Genomic DNA, 15,619 nt, shown 5'->3' with positions numbered 1-15,619 from the left:
TCATGCTTTTTTCTGCAGCATCTTGATCACGCTCGAAAAGTCCTCGCCGCCATGGCCGGCGATGCTGTGCGCCGCATACAGCGCCCGCGCCATGCCGCCCAGCGGCGTGCTGGCCTTCACGGCCATGGCGCTTTCCTGCGACAGGCCCAGGTCCTTGAGCATCAGGTCGGTGCCGAAGCCGCCGGTGTAGCCGCGCGTGGCGGCGGAGTTTTCCTGCACGCCGGGGCAGGGGTTATAGACCTCCAGCGCCCAGTTGCCGCCCGAGCTGCGGCGCATGATCTCGGACAGCACCTTGGGGTCGAGCCCGTTGGCCACGCCCAGCGCGATCGCCTCGCTGGTGCCGATCATCAGGATGCCCAGCAGCATGTTGTTGCAGATCTTGGCGGTCTGGCCCGCGCCCACGTCGCCGGCGTGGAAGATGTTCTTGCCCATCTTCTCGAGCAGCGGGCGGGCGCGCTCCAGGTCGGCCGCCTTGCCGCCCACCATGAAGGTGAGGGTGCCGGCAATCGCGCCGCCGGTGCCGCCGGAGACCGGCGCATCGATGAAGGCGATGCCGGTGGGATCGGCCGCGCGGGCCACCATCTGGCTGGCCGCGGCGGCAATCGTCGAGCAGTCGATCACCAGCGCGCCCTCGGCGATGTTGGCCAGCAGGCCGGTCTGGCTGGCGGTGCCCAGGTACAGGTCCTTCACATGCTGGCTCGCGGGCAGCATGGAGATGACGACCTCGGCGTCCTGCACCGCATCCTGGGCGCTGGCGGCGATCTGCGCGCCCTCGGCGGCCACCTTGGCGCAGGCGTCCTTGGACAGGTCGAAGGCCTTGACCTGGTGGCCGGCCTTTTGCAGGTTGATGGCCATGGGCGCGCCCATGTTGCCCAGGCCGATGAATGCGATTTGCATGTGCTTGTCTCCTGTCTATGTTGAAAAGAATTCAGTCCTTGATCTCTGCGCCCCTGTCTGCAAGCAGGCTGCGCAGGATGCTGCGGTGGCAGCGCGCCTCGTCTTCGCAATAGCAGCCCAGCGAGAACGCGGCATGGCGCGACAGCGCGGCCAGCAGGTCGAGCGTGCGGCTGGCGGGCGCCTCGGCCAGCTGCTTGCGAAACAGCTTGTCGAACTGCTGCCACAGCTTGCCGGCCTCGGCGGCCTGGCCCTGGTCCTGCAGGTGGTGCGACTGCAGCGCGAGCTGCATGGTGTCGGGCTCGGGCGAGAGTTCGGGATACCACACGTCGTAGTAGTCGCGGCTGGCGAACTCGGCCTTGGGCACGCCGCGCGGCGGGCGGCGCACGCTGCCTATGCGCAGGCCTTCGCCCGGGCTGCGCGGGGTGCCGAGTCGAACGATGCGGATGGGCATGGCGGTGGGGCTCCTACAAGTCGCTGTCGAACACGCTGTGGCGCTTGCGGCCGGCGGCGGTTTTGGATGGGGCCGCAGCCTTGGCGGCGGTCTTGCGCCGTGGCGAGGCCTTGGCGCGCGGGTTGTAGGCCAGCGCTGCGTCGAGCCAGAACTGCCAGTGCTCGCGTGTGGCAAAGCCGTTGGGCTCCACCCAGAAGTAGCCCAGCATGCCGCCACCGGGCGACAGCTCGCGGGTGTTCTGCATCTCCAGAAACTCTGCATGCCGCTCGGGCGGCAGGCGCACCAGCAGCTCGCCATGCTTCACGCCCAGGCACAGCTTGCCGTCCACAAAGAAGCAGTAGCTGCCGAACAGCGTGCGCTCCTGCACATCGCCGCCGTGCTGGGCTCGGGTGGCCAGCGCCTCGCGCAGCGCATCGATGAGCAGCAGGGTGTCGGGGGAGAGGGGCTTGGCGGGCATGGCTGGTTCAGCGGATGGCTTCGGGGGCGTCGCCCTCCAGCATACGCCGCGCGATGATCACGCGCATGATCTCGTTCGTGCCTTCGAGGATCTGGTGCACGCGCGCGTCGCGCATCAGCCGCTCCAGCGGGTACTCGCGGATGTAGCCGTAGCCGCCGTGCAGTTGCAGCGCCTCGTTGCAGACCATGAAGCCGGCGTCGGTGGCAAAGCGCTTGGCCATGGCGCAGTAGGTGGAGGCGTCGCGCGCGCCGGCGTCGAGCTTGGTGGCGGCGAGGCGCACCATCTGGCGCGCGGCGACCAGCTCGGTCGCCATGTCGGCCAGCTTGAACTGCAGCGCCTGGAAGCTGGCGATGGCCTTGCCGAACTGCTTGCGCTCGTGCATGTACTGCTGGGCCTGGGTGAGCGCGCCCTGGGCGGCGCCGACCGAGCAGGTGGCGATGTTGATGCGCCCGCCGTCCAGCCCCTTCATCGCGATCTTGAAGCCTTCGCCCTCGCGGCCCAGCAGGTTGCGGGCGGGAATGCGCACGTTGTCGAAGTTGATCACGCGCGTGGGCTGGCTGTTCCAGCCCATCTTTTCTTCCTTCTTGCCGTAGCTCACGCCTTCGGCATCGGCCGGCACGGCAAAGGCGCTGATGCCGCCGGCGCCCGAGCCGGCGTCGCCGGTGCGGGCCATCAGCACCAGCACGTCGGTGCTGCCGGCGCCGCTGATGAACGCCTTGGCGCCGTTGACCACGTATTCGTGGCCCACCAGCTCGGCTCGGGTCTTGAGCGAGGCGGCGTCCGAGCCCGCGCCGGGCTCGGTCAGGCAGTAGCTGGCGAGCTTGCGCCCGCTGGTGAGTTGCTCACCCCATTCGGCGCGCAGCTCGTCGCCGCCCCAGCTGCCCAGCATCCAGGTGGCCATGTTGTGGATGGTGATGAAGGCCGTGGTGCTGGGGTCGACCGCGGCCATTTCCTCGAAGACCAGGGTGGCGTCGAGCCGGGGCAGCTGCAGGCCGCCTATGCTTTCGGGCGCATACAGGCCGCAAAAGCCCAGCTCGCCGGCCTTGGCGATGGCTTCGCGGGGGAAGATGCCGGCGCGGTCCCATTCGGCGGCATGCGGCGCCAGCTGGTCCTGGGCAAAGGCGCGGGCGGTGTCGGCGAAGGCGCGTTGCTCTTCGGAGAGTTCGAAATTCATGGTTGCCCTCCCTTCCAGCGGTCAAGTTCGGCAGTTCTTTTGCGGGTTGATTTTTCCAGGCATTGGTGAAACACCAGCGGCCAGATGGAGCCGCCTTCGTAGGCCTTGGCCGCACGGGTGCAGGCCGGATCGCGGCCGCGCAGCCAGGCACGCTGCTGCGTGCGCAGCGCAACCCGCTGCTGCGGCGACAGCGCAGCCATCACCTCGCCGTAGCGGATATTGAGCTCGGCATCGGCGGCGCGAAAATCGCGCGCCGCGCAGGCGTTCATCTCCTGCTGGTTGCCGTTGGGCTTGCATTCGGCCGCATCGGCGCCCGCCGCCACGTTGGCCGCCTGGGCAGCGCCGGCCAGCAAGCCAGCGAGCAGGGCGGTATGGAGGGCGGCTGCGTGGAGCCGGCGCTTCACTTCAGGCTGATGGTGGTGTTCACGCCATGGCTGGTGGTGCTGTCGTCGAACCAGCGCTCGGTCACCGTCTTGGTCTGGGTATAGAACAGCACCACCTGCTTGCCGTAGGGGCCCAGGTCGCCGAGCTTGGAGGCGCGGCTGCCGGTGAACGAGAACAGCGGCACCGGCACCGGGATCGGCACGTTGATGCCGACCTGGCCCACGTCGATGTCTTCCTGGAACTTGCGCGCCGCCGCGCCCGACTGCGTGAACAGCGCCGTGCCGTTGCCGTTGGGGTTGGCGTTGATGAACGCGATGGCCTGGTCCAGGTCGTCGGCGGCCACCAGGCATAGCACGGGGCCGAAGATTTCCTGCTCGTAGATGCTCATGCCGGGCTTGACGCCGCTGAACACCGTGGGGCCCACGAAGTTGCCCTTCTCGTAGCCGGCCACCTGGGGCTTGCGGCCGTCGAGCTCCAGCGTGGCGCCTTCGGCCAGGCCGCGCTCGATCAGGCTCTCGACGCGCGACAGCGCCGCGCACGAGACCAGCGGGCCCACGTCGGTGCCGGGCTCGGTGCCGCCGCTGACCTTGAGCGTCTTGGACTTTTCCACCAGCTCGGGAATCCACTTCTGCGCATCGCCCACGAGCACCGCCACGGACACCGCCATGCAGCGCTGGCCCGCCGCGCCGAAGGCCGCGCCCAGCAGGGCGTTGAGCGTCTGCTCCTGGTTGGCGTCGGGCATGACGATGGCATGGTTCTTGGCGCCCATCATGCACTGCACGCGCTTGCCGGCCAGGCTGGCGCGGTTGTACACATGGGTGCCGACGCGGGTGCTGCCCACGAAGCTGATGGCCTTGATGTCGGGGTGGTCGCAGATGGCGTTGACCACGTCCTCACCGCCGTGCACCACGTTGAGCACGCCGGGCGGCACGCCCGCTTCGAGGGCCAGCTCGCACAGGCGCATGGTGACCATCGGGTCCTGCTCGGAGGGCTTGAGCACGAAGGTGTTGCCGGTGGCGATCGCCATGGGGAACATCCACAGCGGGATCATCGCCGGGAAGTTGAAGGGCGTGATGCCCGCGCACACGCCCAGCGGCTGCAGCACCGAGTAGGTGTCCACGCCGTTGGCCACGTTGTTGGCCAGCTCGCCCAGCTGCAGGTTGCCGATACCGGCGGCATGCTCCACTACCTCCAGGCCGCGGAACACGTCGCCCTCGGCGTCGGGCAGGGTCTTGCCCTGTTCGGCCGTCAGGATCGCGGCCAGCTCCTTCATGTTCTCGCGGATCAGCTGCTGCAGCTTCAGGAAGATGCGCGCGCGCTGGCCGATGGGCGTCTTGCGCCAGGTCTTGAATGCCTCCTTGGCATTGGCGACGGCGGCATTCACCTCGGCGGGCGTGGCAAAGGGCACGCGGGCCAGCACCTGCTGCGTGGCCGGGTTGACCACGTCGCGCCATTGCGTGGTCTCGGATTCGACCAGCTTGCCGTTGATCAGCAGCTTGACGGTGGGGGCGAGTACGCCGGCGGGGGTGGTAGCGTTCATGGGTGTCTCCTGGTGTCTTGAGCGGATTGGAGCATGGTATTTGTGCAAAAACGCCGTGACAATAGACAATGCTGCAGAAAATATCTGCATATTTGCACAACGAAACGCCTGCAAGGCGAGGAGACTCGATTGGATTGGGATCATCTGCGTTATTTCTGGGCCCTGGTGCAGGCCGGCACCCTGGTGGGGGCGGCCAAGCGCCTGGGGGTGGAGCACACCACCGTGTCGCGGCGCATCCAGGCGCTGGAAAAGCAGATGGGCGCCACGCTGTTCACCCGCGAGGGCAGCGGCTATAAGCTCACCGACGCGGGCCGCCAGCTGCAGCCGCAGGCCGAGGCCATGGATGCCATCGTGCGCGGCGTGGTCTGCGCCGCGCCGCAAGACCCGGGCCAGCCCAGCGGCGTGGTGCGCATCGGCGTGACGGAAGGCTTCGGCACGCAGATCCTGGCGCCGCAGCTGGCGCAGCTGGCCATGCGCCATCCGCAGCTCACCATCGATTTGCTGGCGGTGCCGCGCATGTTCCACCTGTCGCGGCGCGAGGCGGACATCGTGATCTCGCTGGACCGGCCCGCGCGCGACACGGTGGTCACCAGCAAGCTCGCCGACTACCACCTGTTTCTCTATGGCCAGCGCGAATACCTGGCCAGGAAGCCGCTGGTGCAGACCCTGGCCGACCTGGTGCCGCACAGCTTCGTCAACTATGTGGACGACCAGCTCTTCACCCGCGAGCTGCAGCTGCTGGAGACGCTGTGCAGCCCGCAGCGCTACAGTTTTCGCAGCACCAGCATCCTCGCGCAGTACACCGCCGTGCGCGCCGGCGCCGGCCTGGGCGTGCTGCCGGCCTTCCTGGCCGACAAGGACCCGCTGCTGCAGCGCGTGCTGCCCGAGCAGGCGCGCTTCACCCGCACCTTCTGGATGTCGATGCCACCCGAGCTGCGCTCCGCCGGCCGCGTGCAGGCGGTCTGGCGCTCGATCCAGGCGGTGGTGCAGGCGCAGGTGGGGGACTTGCTGAGATGAGCCGCGCCGCAGCATCGCCTGCCTACCAGGTCCGCAGCATGTCCATCGCCGACTACGACGCGGTGCTGGATCTGATGCGGCAAACCCCGGGTGTATCGCTGCGCGACGCCGACGGGCGGGAGGCGACCGCGCGCTATCTGGCGCGCAACCCGGGGCTGAGCTTCGTGGCCGTGGCCGAAGGCCGCATCGTGGGCTGCGTCATGTGCGGGCACGATGGGCGGCGCGGGTATCTGCAGCACCTGGCGGTGCTGCCGCCCTGGCGCCGCCAGGGCATCGCCGGCGCGCTGGTGCGGGCCTGCCTCGATGCGCTGGAGCCACTGGGCATTCTCAAGACCCATATCGATGTCTTGCGCAGCAACACCGCGGCGCAGGCCTACTGGGCGCGCCGGGGCTGGCGCCTGCGCACGGATATCGAGCGCTATTCGCTGGTGCGGGGTGGTGGCGAGAATGCCTGAGATCGTAAACACGTTCTGAGGGTGCGGAGTCAGCTTGGGTGTGCCGCCTGATCTTCTGCACTGCAACATAAGTTAACCAAAGCCGCGCCGCGCCCCGGTGTTTCCGGGCTGGCCATGTGGCGGGCACGGTATCATTGCCCGCTGTTTTCTTCCCCGGGTGGACCGCCACCCCATGCTGAAGCACTGTGCGCCTCAACTCCATCAAGCTTGCGGGTTTCAAATCCTTCGCGGAACCGACCAACTTCCTGCTGCCGGGCCAGCTGGTGGGGGTGGTGGGCCCCAACGGCTGCGGCAAGTCCAACATCATGGACGCCGTGCGCTGGGTGCTGGGCGAATCCAAGGCCAGCGAGCTGCGCGGCGAGTCCATGCAGGACGTGATCTTCAACGGCACCACCAGCCGCAAGCCGGCCAGCCGCGCCAGCGTGGAGCTGACTTTCGACAATGCCGACCACCGCGCCGGCGGCCAGTGGAGCCAGTACACCGAGATCGCGGTCAAGCGCGTGCTCACCCGCGACGGCAACAGCAGCTACTTCATCAACAACCAGCCGGTGCGCCGCCGCGACGTGCAGGACGTGTTCCTGGGCACGGGCCTGGGGCCGCGCGCCTACGCCATCATCGGCCAGGGCACCATCAGCCGCATCATCGAGTCGCGCCCCGAAGAGTTGCGCCTGTTCCTCGAAGAGGCGGCGGGCGTCTCCAAGTACAAGGAGCGGCGCCGCGAGACCGAGAACCGCCTGACCGATACGCGCGAGAACCTGACCCGGGTCGAGGACATCCTGCGCGAGCTCAACGCCAACCTCGAAAAGCTCGAAAAGCAGGCCGAGATCGCGGCCCGCTACAACGCGCTCAACGCCAGCGCCACGCTCAAGCAGCACCAGCTGTGGTTCCTGAAGCGGCAGGACGCCGAGGCCGACCAGGAAAAGGTGCGCGCCGAGGGGCTCAAGGCCGTGAACGACCTGGAGGCGCGCATGGCCGACCTGCGCCATGTGGAGGCCGATCTCGAATCCATCCGCCAGGCGCACTACGCCGCCGGCGACCAGGTCAACCAGGCGCAGGGCCGTTTGTACGAGGCCACCGCCGAGGTGGGCCGGCTCGAGGCCGAGATCCGCTACGTGGTCGAGGGCCGCCAGCGCGTGGAGCAGCGCCTGGCCCAGCTGACCGAGCAGATCGCGCAGTGGACGGTGCGCAAGGACGAATCCGAGGCCGAGCTGGAAACCCTGGCCGGCCAGGGCATGGATGCCGAGGAAAAGACCGAGCTGCTGGCCGCCCAGCTCGAAGAGCAGCACCAGCAGCTGCCCGATATGGAAGAGACGCTGCGCCAGGCCCAGCAGCGCGCCAATGAGCAGCGCGGCACGGTCACCCAGGTGCAGCAGCAGATCCAGGTGCTCGCGGCCGAGCAGCGCAGCCTGGACGAGCAGACCCGCCAGCTCGATACGCGCCATGAGCGCCTGCGTACCGACCGCAACGCCATGGCCGCGCCCGACGAGGCGCGCCTGGCCAACCTGCGCCAGCAAAACAACGAGGCCGCCGAGAGCGCCGAAATCACCGAGGCCCGCCTGGCCGAGCTGCAAGAGAGCCTGCCCCTGCTCGACGAGGCGCGGCGCGAAAAGCAGCAGCAGGTCAACCACGAGGGCGCCCGCCAGGCCGAGCTCGCCGCGCGCATGGACGCGCTCAAGGCGCTGCAGGAAAAGGTCAAGACCGACGGCAAGCTGCAGCCCTGGCTGGCCAAGCATGGGCTCGACAGCCTGCAAGGGCTGTGGAGCCGCATCCATATCCAGCCGGGCTGGGAAAACGCGCTCGAGGCCGCGCTGCGCGAGCGCCTGGCGGCGCTTGAGGTCAGCCGCCTCGACATGGTGCGCGGCTTTCTCGGCGCCGGCGCGCAGGATGCGCCGCCCGCGCGCCTGGCCTTCTACAGCCCGCCGGCGGCGCCGGGCGCGGCATCGAGCGCGCGGCTGCCGCAGCTCTCCGACCTGCTGCGCCTGCACGACGCCGGCTTGCGCGCGGTGCTGGTGGACTGGCTGCACGGCTGCTACACCGCGCCCTCGCTCGACGAGGCGCTGGGCCAGCGCGCCCAGCTGCAGGCCGGCGAGGCCATCTTCGTGCCCAGCGGCCACGCGGTCAGCAGCCACAGCGTGAGCTTTTACGCGCAGGACTCCGAGCAGTCGGGCATGCTGGCCCGGGCGCAGGAGATCGAGCACCTCGAAAAAGAGCTGCGCGCCCAGGCGCTGATCGGCGAAGAGGCCCGCAATGCGCTGGTGCGGGCCGAGGCCGCCTATGCCGAGGCCTCGAGCCATCTGGCCTCGGCCCGCCGCGAAGCCGGCGAGGCCAAGAACCGCGCGCACGAGCTGCAGGTGGAGCTCTTGCGCCAGACGCAGCTGGCCGAGCAGGCGCGCGCACGCAGTGCGCAGATCGACGCCGACCTGTCGGAAGTCGCTGGGCAGCTCGAAGAGATCCAGGAGCGGCGCGTGGCCGCCGAGGCCCGCTTCGAAGAGCTGGACATGCAGCTGGCCGACAGCCAGGAGCGCCATGCCCAGCTGGACGAGCAGGCCTACGAGGCCGAGCGCAAGCTCAATGCCGCCCGCGAGCAGCTGCGCAGCCTGGAGCGCCAGGCGCAGGAGGCCACCTTCTCGCAGCGCAGCCTCGATGCGCGCCGCGCCGAGCTCAACCGCACCATGGAGACCGCGCTGCAGCAGACCCGCGCGCTGGCCGGCGAGCAAGAGCGCGCCCAGGCCGAGCAGCTGCGCCTGAACGACGCGGCCGCGCAGGGCGGCCTGCAGGACGCGCTGGCGGTGAAGATGGAGCGCGAGAAGGAATTGGCCGCGCGCCGCAGCGAATACGACGACCTCACCGCCCGGCTGCGCGGCAGCGACGACCGGCGCGTGCAGTTCGAGCGCGAACTCGAGCCGCTGCGCCAGCGCATCACCGAATTCCAGCTCAAGGAACAGGCCGCGCGCCTGGGCCTGGAGCAGTACACCACGCTGCTGGCCGAGGCCGAGGCCGATCTCGAAGCCGTGGCGCAGTCGATCACCGAGGGCAATGTGCGCCTGTCGGGCCTGCAAGGCGAGATCGACCGGCTGCACCGCGAGATCCAGGCGCTGGGCGCGGTGAACCTGGCCGCGCTCGACGAACTCAACGCCGCGCGCGAGCGCAAGACCTTCCTCGACGCGCAGACCGCCGACCTGACCGAGGCGATGAACACGCTGGAGGACGCGATCCGCAAGATCGACGCCGAGACGCGCGAGCTGCTGTCGGGCACCTTCGACACGGTGAACGGCCATTTCGGCCGCATGTTCCCCGAGCTGTTCGGCGGCGGGCAGGCCAAGCTCATCATCACCGGCGACGAGATCCTGGACTCGGGCGTGCAGGTGATGGCGCAGCCGCCCGGCAAGAAGAACCAGACCATCCACCTGCTGTCTGGTGGCGAGAAGGCGCTGACCGCGATCGCGCTGGTGTTCGCCATCTTCCAGCTCAACCCCGCGCCGTTCTGCCTGCTCGACGAGGTGGATGCGCCGCTGGACGACGCCAACACCGAGCGCTATGCCAAGCTGGTGGCCGCGATGAGCAGCGGCACCCAATTCCTGTTCATCAGCCACAACAAGATCGCGATGGAAATGGCCAAGCAACTGATTGGTGTAACAATGCAGGAGCAAGGCGTTTCGCGCATCGTGGCGGTGGACATGGAGTCCGCGCTATCCATGGCGGAAGCCGCCTGACACCGCCTGACACCGTTTTAGCAACAAGAATCTATGAGCAATTTCCAACTGGGTCTGGCCATCACCTTCGGGGTGATCCTGGTGCTGTACGTGGGCTACACCACCTGGTCGTCGCGCCGCAACGCGCCGCGCAAGCCGCGGCAGGACTTCGCCGAGGCGCCGGCGGCCGCGCCCGCGCCCAGCCGGTTCGACCCGGTGCTCGACGGCAGCGCCGGCACGCGCGAGGGCGCGGAGGCAGCGGCGGCAGACCCGCTGTTCGGCGCCGAGCCGGCCTGGGACGGCGACGCGGGCGTGGCTGCTGCACCGGCCGCGCCGGCGGGCGCGCGCGGCACCGCCCCCGGCACACCGCCCGCGTACTTCCTGGGCGACCGCCAGCAGATCCTCGATGTGCTCACCGATGCCATTGCCACCTTGCACACCGATGGCGTGGTCTCGGGCGACGCCGCGCTGGCGGCCATGCCCAGCAGCTTTCGCGCCGGCAACAAGGCCTTCAACGTAGAAGGCATGAACGAAGCCGGCAAGCAGTGGGAGATGCCGCAGGCCGGCCAGCGCTACGTGGGCTTTCAGGCCGGCATCCAGCTGGCCAACCGCCACGGCCCCATGAACGAGATCGAGTTCTCCGAATTCGTCAACAAGGTGCAGCGCTTTGCCGATGCCATCGGCGCCTCGCCCGACCTGCCCGACATGCTGCAGGAAGTGGCCCGCGCCCGCGAGCTCGACCAGTTCGCCAGCGAGCACGATGCCCAGCTCGCCTTCATGCTGCGCGCCAAGCGCGCCACCTGGAGCCCCGGCTACGTGATGCAGATCGCCGCCAAGCACGGTTTCGTGCAGGCCGGCCCGGGCCGCATGGTGATGGCGTCGAGCATCGCGCAGATGCCGCCGATCCTGGCGCTTTCCTTCGATGCCCAGGCGGCGCTCGCCGACGACCCCGAGCAGACCCCGCTGCGCGAAGTGCTGCTGAGCCTGGACGTGCCGCATGTGAGCCGCGACGAAAAGCCCTTCGAGAAGATGCGCGCCGCCGCCGAGGCCCTGTGCGGCGAGATGGACGGCGTGATCTGCGACCAGAACGGCACGCCGCTGCCGGTGATGGTGGTGGACCCGATAGCGCAGGATCTGGAGAACCTGTACGACCAGCTCGAAGAGCGCGATCTCGCGGCCGGCTCGCTGGCGGCGCGGCGCCTGTTCAGCTAGAAGACAATGCAGTGCAGGCCAAGGCTGCCACCGGGCAGCCTTTGTTTTTGGCCTTTCCGGAGTAAAGCCCCATGGCTGAGAATTTTGACCTTTTCCCGGCCCCAGCGCCCGACGACAAAGCGCAGGCGGCCAGCAAGATGAAAGCGCTGCGCGCCCAGCTCAACCAGTGGGCGCACGAATACTATGTGCTGGATGCGCCCAGCGTGCCCGATGGCGAGTACGACCGCGTCTACCAGCAGCTCGAAGCGCTGGAGCAGGCCCACCCCGAGCTCATCACCCCCGACTCGCCCACGCAGCGCGTGATCGGCGCGGTGCTCGACGGCCTCACGCCGGTGCGCCATGCGGTGCCCATGCTCAGCATCCGCACCGAGACCGACAACCAGGCCAGCGGCGCCGAGGCCTTCGATGCGCGCATCCGCAAGGAGCTGGGCCTGGATGAAGCGGACGCGCCGCTCGAATACGCGGCCGAGCCCAAGTTCGACGGCCTGGCCATGAACCTGCGCTACCAGGGCGGCCGCCTGCTGCAGGCCACCACGCGCGGCGACGGCGAGATCGGCGAGGACGTGACGCACAACATCCGCACCATCCGCCAGATTCCGCTGCTCTTGCCCGAGGGCGTGCCCCAGGTGCTTGAAGTGCGCGGCGAGGTCTACATGCGCCGCGCCGATTTCGCGGCGCTCAACGCGCGCCAGGAGGCCACGGGCGGCAAGACCTTCGTCAATCCGCGCAATGCCGCGGCCGGTGCGGTGCGCCAGCTCGACTCGGGCATCACCGCGCAGCGGCCGCTGTCGTTCTTCGCCTATGGCGTGGGCGAGGTGTCGGCGCCGAACTGGGATACGCACTACGGCATGCTGATGCAGCTCAAGGCCTGGGGTTTTCCGGTGGCGCCGCAGGTCTGCATTGCGCACGGCGCGGCCGAGCTGGTGGCCTTTCACGAGCGCATGGGCGCCGAGCGCGCCGGCCTGCCGTACGAGATCGACGGCGTGGTCTACAAGGTCAACCGCCTGGATCTGCAGCGCGCGCTGGGCTTCGTCTCGCGCGAGCCGCGCTGGGCGGTGGCGCACAAGTACCCGGCGCAGGAGATGGCCACCCGGCTCGAAGGCATAGACGTGCAGGTGGGCCGCACCGGCAAGCTCACGCCGGTGGCGCGGCTGGCGCCGGTGTTCGTCGGCGGCGTCACCGTGACCAATGCCACCTTGCACAACATCTTCGAGATCCGCAAGAAGCGCGTGCGTGTCGGCGACACGGTCATCGTGCGCCGCGCGGGCGATGTGATCCCCGAGGTGGTGGGCAAGGTCGAGGCCGCGGGCGAGGGTGCGGCCTATGTACCCAACTTCCATATGCCCGAGGCCTGCCCCATCTGCGGCAGCGCCGTGGTGCGCGAGAAGGGCGAGGCCAACCACCGCTGCAGCGGCGGCCTGTTCTGCCCGGCGCAGCGCAAGGAGGCCATACTGCATTTCGCGCAGCGCCGCGCGATGGACATCGAGGGCCTGGGTGAAAAGCTGGTTGACCAGCTGGTGGACGGCCAGGTGGTGCGCGCGCTGCCCGACCTGTACAAGCTCGGCATCGCCACGCTGTCGGGCCTGGAGCGCATGGCCGAGAAATCGGCCCAGAACGTGCTCGCGGCGCTGGAGCATTCCAAGCAGGCCACGCTGCCGCGCTTTCTGTTCGGCCTGGGCATTCGCCACGTGGGCGAGACCACCGCCAAGGACCTGGCCAAGCACTTCGGCAAGCTCGACGCGATCATGGACGCGACCGAGGAGGAGCTGCTGCAGGTGCACGACGTGGGCCCGGTGGTGGCGCAGAGCCTGCACACCTTCTTCGCCCAGCCGCACAACCGCGAGGTGGTCGAGCAGCTGCGCGCCGCTGGCGTGCACTGGCCCGAGGGCGAGCCCGCCGAGCGGCCGGCGCAGCCGCTGGCCGGCATGACGGTGGTGCTGACCGGCACCCTGCCCACCATGGGCCGCGACGAGGCCAAGGACCTGCTCGAAGCCGCCGGCGCCAAGGTGGCGGGCTCGGTCAGCAAGAAGACCAGCTACGTGGTGGCCGGCGCCGATGCCGGCAGCAAGCTCGCCAAGGCCGAGGAGCTGGGCGTGCCGGTGCTCGACGAGGCCGGCATGCGCAAGCTGCTGGCCGGCTGATCGAGGCTCAGGCCTTCTTCACCTTCGGTAGCAGGGCCGCCACCACGCCCAGCAGCGGCAGGTAGGCGATCACCTGGTACACATAGTCGATGCTGGTGCGGTCGGCCAGCAGGCCGAGCACCGCGGCGCCCAGGCCGCCCATGCCGAAGGCGAAGCCGAAGAACAGGCCCGAGACCATGCCCACCTTGCCCGGGATCAGCTCCTGCGCATAGACCAGGATGGCCGAGAACGCGGACGACAGCACCAGCCCGATCAGCACCGTGAGCGCCACCGTCCAGAACAGGTTGGCATGCGGCAGCAGCAGCGCGAATGGCGCCACGCCCAGGATCGAGGCCCAGATCACCGGCTTGCGGCCGATGCGGTCGCCCAGCGGGCCGCCGCCCAGCGTGCCCAGCGCCGAGGCGAACAGGAACACGAACAGCAGCAGCTGCGAGTTCTGCACCGACACGCCGAAATGGTGGATCAGGTAGAAGGTGTAGAAGCTGGAGATGCCGGCGATGTAGAAATACTTCGAGAAGATCAGCACCAGCAGCACCGCTATCGCGCCCAGCACCGTGCTGCGCGGCAGCGTGGCCAGCACTTTGGGCGCCGCCTTGGCCGCGCGGCGCTGGCCGGCATACCAGCGGCTCACCCGCGTCAGCAGCACGATGCCCGCCAGTGCCGCCAGCGCGAACCAGGCCGCGCTGTGCTGGCCGAAGGGCACGACCACCGCGGCCGCCAGCAGCGGCCCCAGCGCGCTGCCGGTGTTGCCGCCCACCTGGAACAGCGACTGCGCCAGCCCGTGCCTGCCGCCCGAGGCCATGCGCGCCACGCGCGACGACTCGGGGTGGAAGATGGCCGAGCCGGTGCCCACCAGCGATGCCGCCACCAGCACCATGCCAAAGCTCGACGCAAAGGCCAGCAGCAGCAGGCCGCACAGCGTGAAGCACATACCCACCGGCAGCGAGTAGGGCGTGCTGCGCCGGTCGGTGTACAGCCCCACCAGCGGCTGGAACACCGAGGCGGTGAGCTGGTAGGTGAGCGTGATCAGCCCGATCTGCCCGAAGCTCAGCTGGAAATTGCCCTGCAGCACCGGGTACATGGCCAGGATCAGCGACTGCATCATGTCGTTGATTAGGTGCGAGGCGCTGATGGCGCCCAGCACGCCGAAGGCGGCCCTGGGCGCGGCGCCGGGCTGCGGCTGGGGCAGGGTGGAGGAGGCGGCCGCGGAAGCCGCGGCGGGAAGGACGGTGGACATGGTGGCAGGACTCACATCAGTAGATTCCCGCGCATGTTAGGCTGTCGCCCGCGACCTGTCTTGCGCCATTTGGCCGCAAGTCTTCGCGAAAAGGACATCGCCATGCCCACGCTCCCCACCCCGTTCTCGCAGGCCGAACTCGACCGCAGCCTGCTGCCGGTCACCTGCCGTGCCACCGACTACGCCGCCGGCAGCACCACCGGTGACCATGTGCATGCGCTGCACCACCAGCTCATCCATGCGGTGCAGGGCGTGATGGTGGTGGTGGCCGAGGGCGGGCAGTGGATCGTGCCGCCCACGCGCGGCATCTGGATGCCGGCGGGCATGGTGCACCAGGTGCGCCATGTGGGCGAGGTGCACATGCGCAGCCTGTACGTGCGGCCCGACGCCGCCCCCGCGCTGGCCACGCAGGCGCAGGTGGTGGGCATCTCGCCGCTGCTGCGCGAGCTGATCCGCGCGGCGATGGCCGTGGCCACGCCCTATGCGGCCGATTCGCGCGACGGCCGCCTGATGCGCCTGCTGCTCGACGAGCTGCAGGCTCTGCCGGTGCTGCCCATGCACCTGCCCAAGCCGGCCGATGCCCGGCTGCAGCGCATCTGCACGCAGCTGCAGCGCTGCCCCGACGACGCCGCCACGCTGCACGACTGGGCCGCGCGCCTGCAGCTCAATCCCAAGACCCTGCAGCGCCTGTTCGCGCGCGACACCGGCATGAGCTTTGGCCGCTGGCGCCAGCAGGCGCGCCTGCTGCAGGCGCTGGAGCGGCTGGCGCAGGGCGAGAAGGTGATCGAGGTCGCGCTGGCCCTGGGCTACGACAGCCCCGGCGCCTTCGCCACCATGTTCAAGCGCCAGTTCGGACAGACGCCGAGTGGATTTTTTCGCTGATATTTGATTTTTTGATAGCTGCTAGGGAAGGTCTGCAAAACCTCTCGTCAATCCGACTGGTGTGCAACCTGAGGAGCAAG

General features: G+C 69.0%; 13 protein-coding genes. 6 read left to right on the top strand and 7 right to left on the bottom strand.

The annotated features are described in order from the left end of the window. The 6 genes from mmsB to ACODRX_RS01500 are packed head-to-tail and all read right to left on the bottom strand — an operon-like array spanning position 1 to position 4,903. The gene (gene mmsB, locus ACODRX_RS01525) at positions 1 to 897 is read right to left on the bottom strand and encodes a 3-hydroxyisobutyrate dehydrogenase (protein ID WP_488869272.1); all 897 of its coding nucleotides are present in this window, start codon (positions 895 to 897) and stop codon (positions 1 to 3) included. Positions 898 to 928: 31 nt separating this feature from the next. Continuing rightward, complete coding sequence (locus ACODRX_RS01520) at positions 929 to 1,348, bottom strand: DUF488 domain-containing protein (RefSeq protein WP_488869271.1); 420 nt, start codon at positions 1,346 to 1,348, stop codon at positions 929 to 931. A 13-nt stretch (positions 1,349 to 1,361) separates the two neighbouring features. Continuing rightward, positions 1,362 to 1,805 (bottom strand): TfoX/Sxy family protein, encoded by a 444-nt coding sequence (locus ACODRX_RS01515; protein WP_488869270.1) that lies wholly within the window; start codon positions 1,803 to 1,805, stop codon positions 1,362 to 1,364. Positions 1,806 to 1,812: 7 nt separating this feature from the next. Then, the gene (locus ACODRX_RS01510) at positions 1,813 to 2,979 is read right to left on the bottom strand and encodes an acyl-CoA dehydrogenase family protein (protein WP_488869269.1); all 1,167 of its coding nucleotides are present in this window, start codon (positions 2,977 to 2,979) and stop codon (positions 1,813 to 1,815) included. Then, positions 2,976 to 3,383: a lysozyme inhibitor LprI family protein gene (locus ACODRX_RS01505; protein WP_488869268.1), complete on the bottom strand. Its 408-nt coding sequence runs from the start codon at positions 3,381 to 3,383 to the stop codon at positions 2,976 to 2,978. Before ACODRX_RS01505 ends, ACODRX_RS01510 begins: the two co-directional genes overlap by 4 nt. After that, on the bottom strand, positions 3,380 to 4,903 hold the full coding sequence (locus ACODRX_RS01500) for a CoA-acylating methylmalonate-semialdehyde dehydrogenase (protein ID WP_488869267.1): 1,524 nt from the start codon (positions 4,901 to 4,903) through the stop codon (positions 3,380 to 3,382). Before ACODRX_RS01500 ends, ACODRX_RS01505 begins: the two co-directional genes overlap by 4 nt. A gap of 129 nt (positions 4,904 to 5,032) precedes the next feature. Between ACODRX_RS01500 and ACODRX_RS01495 the strand changes: the two genes are divergently transcribed. From ACODRX_RS01495 to ligA, 5 genes are all read left to right on the top strand, one after another. Further along, complete coding sequence (locus ACODRX_RS01495; protein ID WP_488869266.1) at positions 5,033 to 5,920, top strand: LysR family transcriptional regulator; 888 nt, start codon at positions 5,033 to 5,035, stop codon at positions 5,918 to 5,920. Then, positions 5,917 to 6,375: a GNAT family N-acetyltransferase gene (locus tag ACODRX_RS01490; protein WP_488869265.1), complete on the top strand. Its 459-nt coding sequence runs from the start codon at positions 5,917 to 5,919 to the stop codon at positions 6,373 to 6,375. The genes ACODRX_RS01495 and ACODRX_RS01490 overlap by 4 nt, the downstream gene beginning before the upstream one ends. Positions 6,376 to 6,560: 185 nt before the next feature. After that, complete coding sequence (gene smc / locus ACODRX_RS01485) at positions 6,561 to 10,088, top strand: chromosome segregation protein SMC (protein ID WP_488869264.1); 3,528 nt, start codon at positions 6,561 to 6,563, stop codon at positions 10,086 to 10,088. 33 nt (positions 10,089 to 10,121) lie between these two features. Beyond that, positions 10,122 to 11,279, top strand: coding sequence for a cell division protein FtsZ (locus ACODRX_RS01480; protein ID WP_488869263.1), 1,158 nt, complete (start codon positions 10,122 to 10,124; stop codon positions 11,277 to 11,279). Between the two features lie 71 nt (positions 11,280 to 11,350). Continuing rightward, complete coding sequence (gene ligA, locus ACODRX_RS01475) at positions 11,351 to 13,420, top strand: NAD-dependent DNA ligase LigA (protein WP_488869262.1); 2,070 nt, start codon at positions 11,351 to 11,353, stop codon at positions 13,418 to 13,420. A gap of 7 nt (positions 13,421 to 13,427) precedes the next feature. Here the strand turns inward: ligA and ACODRX_RS01470 are convergent, their stop codons facing one another. Further along, complete coding sequence (locus ACODRX_RS01470) at positions 13,428 to 14,657, bottom strand: MFS transporter (RefSeq protein ID WP_488869261.1); 1,230 nt, start codon at positions 14,655 to 14,657, stop codon at positions 13,428 to 13,430. Between the two features lie 102 nt (positions 14,658 to 14,759). Between ACODRX_RS01470 and ACODRX_RS01465 the strand changes: the two genes are divergently transcribed. Next, positions 14,760 to 15,539 (top strand): AraC family transcriptional regulator, encoded by a 780-nt coding sequence (locus tag ACODRX_RS01465; RefSeq protein ID WP_488869260.1) that lies wholly within the window; start codon positions 14,760 to 14,762, stop codon positions 15,537 to 15,539. Positions 15,540 to 15,619 lie beyond the last annotated feature (80 nt).

Source organism: Comamonas sp. FG99, from assembly GCF_057808605.1.
This window is presented reverse-complemented; position numbering and strand designations above follow the sequence as displayed.

What these genes read in the sequence shown, in the direction of transcription:
- mmsB (WP_488869272.1), bottom strand. Translation starts at nt 897, where the DNA reads ATGCAAATCGCATTCATCGGCCTGGGCAACATGGGCGCGCCCATGGCC.
- ACODRX_RS01520 (WP_488869271.1), bottom strand. Translation starts at nt 1,348, where the DNA reads ATGCCCATCCGCATCGTTCGACTCGGCACCCCGCGCAGCCCGGGCGAA.
- ACODRX_RS01515 (WP_488869270.1), bottom strand. Translation starts at nt 1,805, where the DNA reads ATGCCCGCCAAGCCCCTCTCCCCCGACACCCTGCTGCTCATCGATGCG.
- ACODRX_RS01510 (WP_488869269.1), bottom strand. Translation starts at nt 2,979, where the DNA reads ATGAATTTCGAACTCTCCGAAGAGCAACGCGCCTTCGCCGACACCGCC.
- ACODRX_RS01500 (WP_488869267.1), bottom strand. Translation starts at nt 4,903, where the DNA reads ATGAACGCTACCACCCCCGCCGGCGTACTCGCCCCCACCGTCAAGCTG.
- ACODRX_RS01490 (WP_488869265.1), top strand. Translation starts at nt 5,917, where the DNA reads ATGAGCCGCGCCGCAGCATCGCCTGCCTACCAGGTCCGCAGCATGTCC.
- ACODRX_RS01480 (WP_488869263.1), top strand. Translation starts at nt 10,122, where the DNA reads ATGAGCAATTTCCAACTGGGTCTGGCCATCACCTTCGGGGTGATCCTG.
- ligA (WP_488869262.1), top strand. Translation starts at nt 11,351, where the DNA reads ATGGCTGAGAATTTTGACCTTTTCCCGGCCCCAGCGCCCGACGACAAA.
- ACODRX_RS01470 (WP_488869261.1), bottom strand. Translation starts at nt 14,657, where the DNA reads ATGTCCACCGTCCTTCCCGCCGCGGCTTCCGCGGCCGCCTCCTCCACC.
- ACODRX_RS01465 (WP_488869260.1), top strand. Translation starts at nt 14,760, where the DNA reads ATGCCCACGCTCCCCACCCCGTTCTCGCAGGCCGAACTCGACCGCAGC.